Here is a 12962-nt window from a genome sequence, read left to right as displayed (position 1 = left end):
CAAGGAACTAGCTACGCATCCCAGGGTGTCGTGACTCAAATAACGTAGTCAGTTAAGACGCTTGGCCCGTCAACACAGCTTGCTCGATTGCTCTTACAAGCTCAGTGGCGTTGATTCCCTGAGTTGCTGACTATATTTGTTCCTCTACTAAAGTACGGTTATTAGGTCGGAATACCGTAATTATGGTGGGGAAGTACGATTATAGACAAGGGCGGGTAACAATCGCAACAAAAAAAACGAATTCTGGCACTCAGAGTCGATCGAATATCCTCAAGTCTTTTGCCTCGGTGGTTTCCACTCAGATTCGCCGTAAAATGTAAACCGTACAAACACTATGATTGAGTTAAGGTGCTAAGCTTGCGCCGCTGTACGATACGCCTTACGGATACGCTGGCTCCGCTCAAAAACGGATACCGTGCCCCGACAATTGTCGCGAGCAGACTCAAGTTTTAGCTGCCTGATTCATCTGTGGAGTAAATCTAAAATCTAAAATCTAAAATAGATCGCCAATAGATCGCCCAAATGTAAGGCCGTGCTAAGAGTCTGTGCCCAGCGGGATAAGCCTGACTGGCTGCTTGTCGCCCGCAAAGTAAGAAAAAGTTTTAACTGGTATGTCATTACCCCGCCCCGTCTCAGACACCCTAATTGAACTGTTGAAACCTGTAGCCTGCGAATTGGGAGAAAGATTGGGAGCAAGTGCTGTCAACGAACGCTATGCAGAAATTGAGCCGTCTGGTTCTTCTGCTTTGAACCAGCAAATCAAAAAAGACCCCCGCTGGATTAAAGCACAAGTGAAGTATTTGCAGCGGCAGCAGGCCCGAGAACAAGAGTTAATTGCGATCGCCAGCATAGAAGAAGAAAATGTAAAGGAAGAACGCGCCAATCGAATTAGGGCGGAAGAATTGAGAGATCAGCGGGCTATTAGCCGGCTCGGCCGCGAGTTAATGCGGGAGATTCAATCAGAAGCAATTCGAGTTAAGCTGAACGAAATTCAAATTATTTGGGACAGGGACAACTGGTTTTCTAATTTGAGCAGGCAGGAAACTGAACAGATTTTGCAGCAGCAGCAGCACCGATTGCTGTTGTTAGTTGCTCCGGCAAAAATTAGCCAAGATTGCCCGGATTCGTTTCGCCACAATCTGAATATCGAGCTGCCGGCTAAGTTGAGAACTTTTTTGAACCAGCACTACCCCCAGCACGGAGAATCCTGTCCAGTTCAGTTTTACGGAGATTATTTCAAAAACCCTATTTCTGATATTGATGTGGAGCGGTTGCAGACTGTTTTGTCTCCCGTGCCAACCGCTATATTGTACAGCGACATCAGCGATTATGAAGTTAATTTTCATGTCGGTTTTTGGGGGATAATCAATCAGAATGTTTCCCTAGTGGCGATGCAGCCTTGGAATTGGGAAGAAGTTTATCACCAGTTGGAAGCCGAGGGGAAAGATGAAAAGGTGAGACTGCGGATTATTCGGCAAATAATTGTGACAATTCATAAGTTGCTGGCTGCTTTTTTAGCGGATTTGTATTATTTAAAAATAGATTTTACTCACGAACCTCAGCTATTTAATTTAGAGGCGGAATTTGCTCAGGAATGGTTTTCTCAAGATTGGGCTCTACCGTATATAGAAACTCTTAAAGAAATTCAGGAGCAGCAGCGAATAACCTATAAGGGAGAGATGCGGCGGTTAGCACTGCGAGAGGCGAAAGCTAGGGCGGAACGCAAGCGTTTGGAGGAGGAGGCAATAAAAAGCAGACAGGAAGCTGAGGCGAAATCAAAGCGGGCGAAGGAGTTCGCTCACAAATTAAAAAATCTGAAATGGCGGTGCGCTTACACCCTGCCGGGACATTCATCGTTTGTGAATTCTCTGGCGATTAGTCCTGATGGCGAAATTCTGGCTAGTGGTAGTTGGGATAAAACTATTAAGATTTGGAATTTAGAAACAAGGGAATTAGTTGGCACTTTGACGGGACATTCCGATCGCGTAAATTCGGTTGCGATTAGCTATGATGGAAAAATGTTGGTCAGCGGCAGTTCGGATGAAACAATTAAGTTTTGGAATTTGTACAACGGCGATCTATTGTGTACTTTCCCAGGACATTCTATGGAGGTGAATTCGGTGGCGATCAACCCGAAGGGGCAGGTGATTGCTAGCTGCGGCGGGGCTGATAATACGATTAAGCTGTGGAATTTGCGGACTGGTGAGTTGCTGCGGACTTTGAGGGGTCATTCAGACAATGTGAATGCGGTGGTTTTTAGCCCGGATGGTAAGATATTGGCGAGCGGCAGTTCGGATGCGACGAGCAAGGTTTGGGATGTGGAAAGCGGTAAGTTGCTGCGGACTCTTTCGGGTTTGAATGTTGGGGTGAATTCTGTGGCGATCGCGCCGGACGGTCAAATTCTGGCTAGCGTCAGCAATGATTATACGATTAAGCTGCGGAATTTGCACACGGGCAGTTTGTTGCGGATCTTAAATTCTAATTCTGCCAAGGGGAAGGGTATAGCGAATTTAGGGATGAATGAGGCTGTGCATATTTTGCGGAATTATGTAAGTCGGGGCGATTCGGTTGCTATCAGTAGGGACGGTTTGACTTTGGCTAGCGGCTGCGATGACAATACGATTAATATTTGGAGTTTGCAGACAGGGGAGCTGTTGAGCACTCTTGAAGGACATTCGGGTACAGTATACTCGGTGGCGATCGCACCTTCGGGCAATTTGCTAGCCAGCGGCAGCGCGGATGAGACAATTAAGATTTGGCGTTGCGATTAGTCATTAGTCATTAGTCATTAGTCATTAGTCATTAGTCATCAGTCATTAGTCATTAGTTTAGATAATCTGCTTTGGCCCAGAGTCCGCCCGGTTTGAAGCCAGCAGCGAGAAGTTCAACAAACTTTACCCACGGAAGCGAGAAACCGGGTTTCTACAAAAAATTTGGGTTGAGTAACGAGAAATATAGAAAGAAACCCGGTTTCTGAATCTCGGGGACAGTAATTTCGGTTCTGCCCTTACCGGAAGCGGTTTTGGGCGAATTTGAAAAAAAAGTTTGCTGGGGGGGTTGCGCTAATGGCGATAAGTTTGCTATATTAAGTTTAACTGCTGGTGTAACTCAGTTGGTAGAGTAGCTGATTTGTAATCAGCCTGTCGCAAGTTCGAGTCTTGTCACCAGCTTACTTAATGAAATTAAGGCTAGATAAAACTTCTAGCCTTAATTTTTTTTGCCCGCAAGCGCCTCAAAGTCCTTATCATCCGCCTCAGCAATTTTGATTGTTAACGCAATCTTTTTTCCAAAAATAGAAATATCTATGGTTATATTGAATCGGGCGATCGCAAACTTGAGCGTCTGATTCTAAAGTTTAATTAAATGTTGGCCACTCAACTTAGCAATTCATTATAAACTAATTCTGCGATCGGTCTACAGGAGCAGTCAAATGTCCCCTTGGGTAAAAGATCCACATTCAGGAGGAGTTAAAATCCCACCGGAAGTGCAACAACGGGTGAAACAGCGTATTCTCAGTTATGCTGCCGCTCACTACGCAGGTAAGTACACTCGCCTAGGCATCCGTTTTCGCAGTCAGTTTTGTTACATTGATGCCTATACAGAACCTGATGTCCCCCTAGATTTTCCGGCGAAAGATTTGTCTGTATCTCGTGAGGAATATTTAGAAAGAAGGCGAAATACCCCCCTTCACCTGTGTCGGCTGCGTTACTTTAGTGATGAAGAAGCTTGGACTCTGGGGTTTTATGCCTATAGCAGTGAAAAATACGAGCCTTGTATGTTCCGAAATGGCACTTTCTACGGTACCCTGAAGAAGCTTTTGCCATTTCTTCCATGTACTTAGAATAACCCAAAATGAGCGAATATCAATATTACGAGTTTCAAAGTGTCGATCGACGTTTGACTCAATCCGAACAAGAAGCACTCAGCCAACTCTCTAGTCGCGCGAGAATAAGCTCTAGTAAAGCTATTTTTGTCTATAGCTATGGAGATTTACCGGGCAATGAAAAAGAATTATTAGTCAAATATTTTGATGCTATGTTTTACATAGCTAATTGGGGAACAATACAACTAATGTTTCGTTTCCCTAAAGGTTTGATTGATGTAGAACAGATGCGAAAATATTGCATTGAAGATATAGTGGAGGTTTCTGAACTTAATAATTATGTCATTTTAGAAATTTTAATTAATGAGGAAGAAGGTTTTGATGATTGGATAGAGGGAGAAGGCAGTTTATCCTCTTTGATAGGTTTGCGTCAGGAAATTTTGCAGGGAGATTATCGTTTACTTTATTTGGCTTGGTTGAAAGCAATTACCTATCTTGAGGGATTAGACGACGACGAAGATGAGGAGGATTATGAAGAAGAAGAAGAAGAAGATGATGATGCAAAAGAAAGGCTAGAGCCACCTGTTCCTCCTAATTTTGGCAAGTTATCTCCATCGTTACAGGCTTTTATCGATATTTTTGAATTGGATGAGCATCTACTCAAAGCTGCAATCAGTGCTAGTGTTACTAAACGTTCAATTCCTGAAAAGAATCTGAAAGAAGCTATCAAAAAACTCGATCGTTCTGAAGTAGATACTTTTTTACTCCGCTTGCTCAATGGAGAAGCTAATCTCTCTATTGAATTGACTAAGAAATTATCAGGAATGATAGAAGTTAAGAAAGAGGAGAATCCTGGTAAACGAACAATTCGTCAGCTTTTAGAAAGCGCAAAAAAGGCAGAAATAGAGGAAGAATACACAAAGAAAGAGCTAGCTAAAGCTGCACGAATCAGAGAATTAGAAGCTTTGGCGAAGCGAGAACCGGCTGCTTGGGAAGATATAGACGCTCTTATTCAAAAAGGAACTTCTAGCTCTTACGATGAAGTAGTGCCGTTACTTTTAAAACTCCAAGATTTAGCGGATCATCAAAACCAAACAGTTAAATTTTTAACACGGGTTCAACAACTGCATAATAAATATAGCAGTCGCTCTGGATTGAAAAGACGTTTGCTTAAGGCAAATTTATTATAATCCAAATCAAGGTACGTTGTTGGGCTTTAGCCCTCTTTCAAGATATAAATAAAGAGGGCTAAAGCCCAACAACGTACCTATTTTTTCAAGACGCAGTGCAGGCTTTTTTCAACCAGGCGATTGTGGCAGCATCGAATACGGGTGAGAGTTTCTCAACTACCGAAGCGTGATAGTTGTTTAACCATTGTAATTGAGTTGTTGACAGCCGATCGACATTTATCAATTTTTGCTCGAACGGAATATACGTCAGCGGTTCAAATCCGTACCAAGCCGTACCGTTTTTAGACGGCATTTCCCTGACAACATAGAGATTTTCGAGGCGAATTCCGCCCCAGCCTGGTTCATAATATCCCGGTTCGATACTGGTTATCATTCCCGGTTCCAGGGGATATTGGACAAATTTGCTGATACCGTTGGGGCCTTCGTGACCGGCTAAAAATGCGCCAACTCCGTGGCCTGTACCGTGTCCGTAATCTAGCTGTTGTTGCCATAATACCGCACGGGCGATCGCATCTAACTGCGATCCGGTTGTACCTTTCGGGAATTGCTGCATGGCACAGTTGATGTGTGCTATCAAAACTGTGGTGTAGTGTTCGATTTGCTGCGTTGTCGGTTCCCCGACTATCATGGTTCTGGTGTCGTCGGTTGTTCCAGCTAGATACTGTGCACCTGAGTCTAGCAGCAGCAATTCTCCGGGTTTGAGCGTGATTTCGGGGCTGGGAGTGCCGTAATGTACGATCGAGCTATTTGCTCCCGCACCTGCGATCGTTCTAAATGTTAAAATATGAAAGTCAGCTTCTTGTTGATAAAAACTTTCGATGCTTTCTTTAACATCAAACTCGGTAAGAACTTTACCATTTTCTAGCTGTTCGCTCAACCATTTTAAAGTTAGAGTTTTAGCTCGACTTGCCTTAAAATTGGCAGATTGCATCTGCTCGATTTCCACCGGATTTTTCCGAGCTTTCATCCCTTCTACGGGATTTAGCTGGAAAACTATTTCTATCTTATTTTCGCTAGCTTTTTGCTGGTTTAACAATAACTGGTAAGTACCTGCTGTACTGTGTTTCGCATCTAACAGCACCCGAACTTGTTTTTGCAAATTCAAACAACGTTCCAACGTTGACGGATAGTCGGAGTAGGGAAGCAAAGTTACAGCCGCCGCCAATTCTTGCTCGATTTGTGGTGAAACTCGTTCGAGATTTGTGAACAAAAATGCTGCATCTGCCGTGACAATCGCGTAGGATATGAAAATGGGAATGTGGGGAATATCCGAGCCTCGCAGATTGAACAGCCACGCTATTTGATTGAGGTTGGTAATTGGGAGCAAGTCGATGTTGGCTTTCTGCATCGCTTCCCTGACTCGGACTAATTTTTGCGTGGCGGTTTCTCCGGTCAAGGATGCTGGTAAGCTAAATATAGGAGATTCGTCAATTGCGGGTAAAGTCTCTGTTGTTTGTCGAACCTTGTCTGCTAAATTCTCCGGTATCGGTACGAGTTCAATTCCCGCTGTTGCAAATTTTTTCACCCAATTTTGATATTGCTCTGTGGCTGCGGTAAACGGATCGAAACCGAATCTAATCTTAGTTGATTTTGGTGCGGATTCAGTTGCTAATTTTTCTAAAGTTTCAATTAAGCTTAAATTTCCTTCCAAGCCGAGTTTCGATATTTGAATCAATCCGGCATCGACTTGTAACTCTGCTTGTTCGTAATAGCGGGAATCGACAAACAACCAAGCCGAATTTTTGCCAACTAACAAATCGCCAGCCGAACCCGTAAAACCGGAAATCCAAGCTCGTCGCTGCTTTGCTGCTGGGACTGATAAGTTTAAGTGTTCGTCAACGGCTGGGATGAAATAGCAATCTAAGTCATAGTTTGCCATCAAAGCACGCAAAGTAGCAATTTTTTCAACGGAGGTATTCTCCAGAATGGGTTCAGATTTAAAGTTAGTTACAACCATTATTTTAATATCCTATATTACTTGTTTAAAATTGTCTTCAAACCTTTCACCAGCCTCCTAATTCCTGCGGTGGCTGTGGCAGTTTCTAGAGCACCGTAAGCAACGCGCAAATAGCAGCCGCTATCCATACCGAAGGTTGTCCCGGGAAGTACGGCTACATGATGTTCGCGGATTAATCGCTCTACTAATTCCATGGTATCGAGTTCGGTGTCAACTTTCAAGAAAAAGTAGAAAGCCCCGGCGGCTGGCGAAATTGTACACAGATTTTGGATAGTATTGAGTTCATCTAATACGACTTGGCGTACAAGTGCGATCGCCCTTAGATAATTATCGCAGTAAACTCTACCAACTTGCAAGGCTCCCAGGGCTGCATACTGGGAAATTACCGGCGGACAAATTAAGATAGTATCTTGAATTTTTATCACCGAAACCAGCAAATGCTGTGGAATCACCATATACCCGATGCGCCAACTCGCAAAACCGTAGGCTTTGGAAAGGCTAAACAGGGAAATTGTATGTTGGCTGCTGTTGGAAAAACTTGCGGGCGAACAGTGTTGCGCGCCGTCATAGGTAAAATATTCGTAGGCTTCATCGCTGATGTGATAGATATTGTGTTGGCGGCAAATCTCGTTCACTTCCCGGAGAGATTCCGCAGAATAAACCACGCCTGTTGGGTTATTGGGTGAAATAGTGACAATTGCTCGCGTTTTGTCGGTGATGGCTTGTTTAATCGCAGCAATATTGAGTTGATAGTTGGCGTCAGTTTCTACTATCACGGGACGGCAATTTGCCATAACAGCCGCCATTTCGTGGTTAAAATAATAAGGTGATTGAATGATAACCTCGTCTCCCGCCGAGGTGATAGCGAGAATGGCGTTGGTAAATCCCATATTGCTACCGGCGGTAACGACTATGCAGTTTGTGTTGTTAATTTCTATGCCGTTATCTGTTTTGAGTTTAGCTGCGATGGCATCTTGTAATTGTGGGATGCCTTCGACGGCTTTGTATTTGTGATTGTCGGGATTTGCGAAGAATTCGGGAATTTTGTTAAATGATTCTGGGGGCGGATTGTAGTAAACTATGCCTTGTCCTAAAGATATCGTTCCCGGATTTTGCCGGATTAATTCGCCAACTACTGGAATTATTGGCGATTGTACCGATTGCATTCGAGTTAGGTGATTTTCGATCATATATTATAGGAAATTTTACAGGCAAATTTATATAGTATACTTCAATCTTGGATTAATCTCAAATCCGGTAACATTGGAATGATGAATCTCTCTCTTCTCTCTTCTCTCTCTGTGTCCTCTGCGCCCTCTGCGGTAAAAAAAATCCGATACAACCGGAAACGATATCAAGCAGATTAACACATTGCATAAATCTTAGATTAATCTCAAATCCAGTAACATAGGAATGATGAATCTCTCTCTTCTCTCTTCTCTCTCTGTGTCCTCTGCGCCCTCTGCGGTAAAAAAAATCCGATACAACCAGAAACGATATCAAGCAGATTAACACATTGCATAAATCTTGGATTAATCTCAAATCCAGTAACATAGGAATGATGAATCTCTCTCTTCTCTCTCTGCGCCCTCTGCGCCCTCTGCGGTAAAAAAAATCCGATACAACCGGAAACGATATCATACAGGTTAACGCAGAGAATTTCGAGATAAGTAGGGATTTTTGCCAGGAGTTTAGCCGATAATTTATGCTAACGCAAAATCGTGCTAAAATTAAATATCGGCTCATAACGGGAGAAAGTTCCTATGTCAACCATGACTGTCAAAGATGTTGAGCAAGTTCAAACCGCTTTTTCTGAAGCTGGTTTAGATTACCAAATTGAATTAGAAGGCGGGAGACTTTCAATTATGGGCCCATCCGACATCGTATCCAGCGAAATCAGCAGCCGTCTCATTGCCTTCCTTTTCGCTTGGATAAATCCCCGCCGTCTCGGACGAGTTTTTGACTCCGCAGGCGGTTTCATCATGCCAGATAGTAACTTAAAAGCACCGGATGTTTCTTTTGTGCGCGCCGCACGATTGCGCCAAAGTCCCCGTTATTTTGGACAGTTGGTTCCTGATTTAGTGGTAGAAATTAAGTCTCAGAGCGATCGCACTCAGCCTCTCGAAACCAAGGTTTTGAAGTTTGTTGAACTCGGAGCGATTGTCGGAATTGCGATCGATCCTGATGCCGAAACAGTGAAGATTTATCGCTCTGCTGGCGAACCGCAAATCTTGCAAAATGGGGATATTTTAACAGTACCAGAACTTTTCCGCGGTTGGGAATTGCCAGTTTCTGAATTGTGGCCTCCTATCTTTACAGAAGAAGAAACACAAGAAATATAGAATATAGCCTTTCTCAGATAAGATGCTTTTGGTCATTGTTTCCTCCTTCTACCATCCATCCGTTACATCCGTTACAAAATCCGCTGCCGAACTTCCTTCTACTTAAACTCTTTCTATTTCTATTCTAGAGCCTTGCGGAGACTTGAACACTTTAACTTGAGCGGGCAATCTTTCCCCCAATCCTCTAACGTGGGTAATCACTCCAATCAGCCTTTCTCGCTGCCGCAATGATTCTAAAATTTGAGTGACGCTTTCGAGGGTTTCTGCATCTAAAGTGCCGAATCCTTCATCCAGAAATAAGCTTCCCAGTTGAGCTCCTTGAGATAGTTTTTCTGATAAAGCTAAAGCCATTGATAGGGAAGTGGCGAAGGTTTCGCCACCGGAAAGGGTTCGCACTCGTCTGGCTTCGCCGCCATTCCAATTATCTGTTACCCAGTATTCGCCGTCTTGGTTTTTTAACTTGTAGCGATTTTCGGTTAATTCTTGCAAAATCAAGGTGGCACTGCCGACTAATTCTGCTTCTAAATGTTCTAAGATGTAGGATTGAAATTCGTTGGATTTGAGATTCTGTGCTAAGGTATGATAGGTTTGCTCTTGTTCTGTGAAATTTGTAATTTGCTGGGACAGTCTTTCGGCTTGTTCGAGGGTTTGGGCGGCTACTTGAATCCACGCTAAAAGCTCGGCGCGGTTGTTGTTGGCTTGTTTGAAGTTTTCTTGAGCGGTGTGTTTTGCCGATCGCACTTGTGCTAAAGTATCTTCATCGGTAGTCCTGCCTGCGATCGCCTCGCTTAAATCCTTCGCCCGCGTCTCCAACTGAATTTTTGACTCGCGCACAGATCGAATCGCGTTTTCCCACTGCGATTGTTCGCTAACAGTCGCCACCGCTGCTAAAAATGTCTCTTCGGTGAAATCCGCCGCTGTTAATTTTGCTAGCCAATCTTGGTTTAACTGCTGTTTGCTGGCTTGGGCTCGTGCAAAAACCTCCCCTGCTTGTTGCTCTCTCTCGGCTGCTTGAATAGCAGTATTTTGAGCAGATTGATAGGATTTTTCGGCAGTTGCCAGCAGATCTGCCAACTCTTGCTTGTCTTCTGCTAAGGCTTTTGCTAAATTAGCATAGGGTTGATATTCCGTAATTTGATAAAGCGCATTCACACAAATTTGCAACTGCTGCTTCCGACGGTCTGATTCGGCGATCGCATCTTGATATTCTTGCTGTTTAGCAGCCTGAGCCGTCACCGCAAAATTAAATCTTTGTTCGTAATTGTTATATTCCAAGGATGCGAGTTGGAATTGCTGCTCGGTTTCGCGGTATTGGCGATCGCTCTCTGCAAGTATAACCAACTCCTGCTGCAACTGCAAGACTTCCCACTCAGGATTTTCCAGAACTTGAGTAATTTCCTGCTGCAACTGAGCAACTCTCTTCTCTGTCAATTCCAATGCTAGAGCAATTTCTGACTGTTTTTGCTCGCAGGCCAAAACTGCGCTTTTCCCCTCAGCCACCGCCATTTGAGCAGTTGGCAAAACCTGATTTGCAGCCGCCACTTTCCGGCGCAAACCAGCAACATCGACAATCTTAGAAATCGGCAAAGCAGGGAGCAAATCGCTCTCAGGATGCACCCCCCCGCACACCGGGCAATTATCCCCAGCATTCAGCGACATCCTGACAGCAGCAACACTCTCTAAACGCGCCGCTTCCGCATTAGCAGTTTCCACCGCTTCTAACTCGGCACTGCACTCTTTTAGCCTGATTTCGGCTGCTGCTAAATTAGTTGCAACCTGCACGTAATTCTGTTCGGCACTTGCTTTTTCGGCGACAGATTTATTCAACTGTTCGCGCTGAGTTTTTACCTGTTTGGCAATTAGCTGAAGTTCCATCAATAAAGGTGCAACTTCCTGCAATTTTTCAAAATGCTTTCCTCCCGGCGAATAGTTTTCGAGCATTGCCGCTACTTGAGTAACCCGAAAACCAGCCACCTGAATTTTAGTATTAGCAGCGTGCAGTTCTTTATCTGCTACTTGGAGAAAGCGGAGTTTTTCCTGTTGATTGTTCTGGGCGAGGGCAACTTCTTTGTCTAATTGAGTGCGCTGTTCTTCATATACTTTCGCAGCAGCTAGAGCATCTTCGCGAGCCTTAATTTGTGGTGCTAATACCTCAAATTTGGCTTTGGCAGCTTCAAATTGCTGTTGCTCTGTTGCTTGCTCCGAGCGAGCTTTAGTTAACCGCTCTCGCGCTGATAAAGCAGCACTTTCCGCAGTTTCATACTGACTGCGAGCCGATCGCACTAAAGCCCAATCTCCCTGTAAATGGTTGGCAGCTTGCGCTCTTTCTAAGCGCTGTGCTAAAATTGCTATCTCGGCGGAATTAGCATTTAATTTCGCTAATTGTTGTTGCAACTCTTGCCAGCGAGTGATTTGGGAAAATAGCTGTTCTTCTTCATCCACAGCCTTCTGAGCTTCCATAACAGCGCGCTCGAACTGAGGTAACTGCCGATCTAAAATCCAAAGTTGCGATCGTTTTAAGTCTACCTCATCCTTCGAGGGAGCGCTCAAATCGGCTAACTGTCTTTCCACCATTTCTCGTTCTTGTTTCAGCAACTTTGCGAGTTCATTTGCTTCCTTCCTCATCTGCTCAAAAATTTCAAATCCCGCTAACTGCCGCAAAATCTCTCGGCGTTTAGAAGTATCTCCTTTAATAAACTCATCAAACTTACCTTGAGGCAGAATAATCGCTCTAGTAAAAGTATCAAAATCCATTCCCAAAATCTGTTCAATCGTATTTTGAACAGCAACAATACTCGTCCCCAAAGTTTCCCAACCGCCATTTTGCCAACTTTCCAAAATCACCTTGTTCTCGGGAGATTTCGGACGAAAACGCCACCTCCGCGTCACCCGATACTGTGCCAAACCCACAGCAAAACGTAACTGCACCTTTAAATTCTCGCTTCCTTGACTTACCAAATCAGCTACTTGTTTGCCACTGCGATTTGTCGTACCAAAAAGTGCGTAAGTCATCGCATCTAGCAGTGAAGATTTACCCGCACCAGTAGCGCCAGTAATTGCAAACAAATCGAGTTGAGAAAAATCTAAACGTTGTTCCCGGCGGAAGCTGGTAAATCCTTCGAGCAAAAGTTCTAGTGGACGCATACTGATTTTAGATTTGGGGATTGGGCATGGGGCATCGGGCATCGGGCATTGGGCATTTTGGCAATTATATTGTTCCGAGTGGTATGGGCTTTTCTTAAGTTTGTTAGGGATAACAGTTGACAGTGAACTCTACCTGGAAGGAAGAGGATTTGATTAAACAGTTGACAGTTGACAGTTGACAGTTGACAGTTGACAGTTGACAGTTGACAGTTGACAGTTTGAGAGCAACCTCTACCTAGAAAGAATAGGATTGAAGTAATGAATAGTCTGACTTTAATGTCTCCCTCAAAGGGTAATGAATAGTCCGATTTTAATTTTTCGCTAAAAGGAGAGGCTTTAAACCAATTATTTTGGTAAAAGTCCACCAATTATCAATTACCTAGGACTTACGCATTGACAAAAAATATCATCTATGTATTCTAGACGATACCATCACGGCTCAGGTTTGCCAAAATATGCTCACGTATAACTGAAGTGAATAAATTCCTTTGGACTTCATACCAGTT

Annotated in this window: 8 protein-coding genes and 1 tRNA gene; 5 read left to right on the top strand and 4 right to left on the bottom strand. The window is 43.9% G+C overall.

What is annotated here, in order from left to right; genetic code table 11:
* The first annotated feature begins 611 nt into the window (after positions 1-611).
* The 4 genes from QZ918_RS06770 (at position 612) to QZ918_RS06755 (ending at position 5013) form a co-directional block, all read left to right on the top strand.
* Entirely contained in the window at positions 612-2771 is a 2160-nt protein-coding gene (locus QZ918_RS06770) for a WD40 repeat domain-containing protein (RefSeq protein ID WP_293332713.1), read from the top strand.
* A 326-nt stretch (positions 2772-3097) separates the two neighbouring features.
* A tRNA-Thr gene (locus tag QZ918_RS06765) sits at positions 3098-3170 on the top strand.
* A gap of 260 nt (positions 3171-3430) precedes the next feature.
* The gene (locus tag QZ918_RS06760) at positions 3431-3841 is read left to right on the top strand and encodes a hypothetical protein (protein WP_293332711.1); all 411 of its coding nucleotides are present in this window, start codon (positions 3431-3433) and stop codon (positions 3839-3841) included.
* An 11-nt stretch (positions 3842-3852) separates the two neighbouring features.
* On the top strand, positions 3853-5013 hold the full coding sequence (locus tag QZ918_RS06755) for a hypothetical protein (protein ID WP_293332708.1): 1161 nt from the start codon (positions 3853-3855) through the stop codon (positions 5011-5013).
* A gap of 85 nt (positions 5014-5098) precedes the next feature.
* Here the strand turns inward: QZ918_RS06755 and QZ918_RS06750 are convergent, their stop codons facing one another.
* Positions 5099-6970 (bottom strand): aminopeptidase P family protein, encoded by a 1872-nt coding sequence (locus QZ918_RS06750; protein ID WP_293332705.1) that lies wholly within the window; start codon positions 6968-6970, stop codon positions 5099-5101.
* Positions 6971-6987: 17 nt separating this feature from the next.
* Positions 6988-8160 (bottom strand): pyridoxal phosphate-dependent aminotransferase, encoded by a 1173-nt coding sequence (locus tag QZ918_RS06745; RefSeq protein ID WP_293332702.1) that lies wholly within the window; start codon positions 8158-8160, stop codon positions 6988-6990.
* A 573-nt stretch (positions 8161-8733) separates the two neighbouring features.
* Here QZ918_RS06745 and QZ918_RS06740 point away from each other — a divergent pair.
* Positions 8734-9312, top strand: a complete 579-nt coding sequence (locus tag QZ918_RS06740) for a Uma2 family endonuclease (RefSeq protein WP_293332699.1) — start codon at positions 8734-8736, stop codon at positions 9310-9312.
* 102 nt (positions 9313-9414) lie between these two features.
* Here the strand turns inward: QZ918_RS06740 and QZ918_RS06735 are convergent, their stop codons facing one another.
* Both QZ918_RS06735 and QZ918_RS06730 read right to left on the bottom strand, forming a co-directional pair.
* Positions 9415-12456: an AAA family ATPase gene (locus tag QZ918_RS06735; protein WP_293332696.1), complete on the bottom strand. Its 3042-nt coding sequence runs from the start codon at positions 12454-12456 to the stop codon at positions 9415-9417.
* Positions 12444-12824 carry a hypothetical protein gene (locus QZ918_RS06730; protein ID WP_293332693.1) on the bottom strand — a complete coding sequence of 127 codons (381 nt, stop codon included), beginning with the start codon at positions 12822-12824 and terminating at the stop codon, positions 12444-12446. The genes QZ918_RS06735 and QZ918_RS06730 overlap by 13 nt, the downstream gene beginning before the upstream one ends.
* Positions 12825-12962: the final 138 nt, after the last annotated feature.

Source organism: Microcoleus sp. CAWBG58, assembly GCF_020883045.1.
Taxonomy (GTDB): Bacteria; Cyanobacteriota; Cyanobacteriia; order Cyanobacteriales; family Microcoleaceae; genus Microcoleus.
This window is presented reverse-complemented; position numbering and strand designations above follow the sequence as displayed.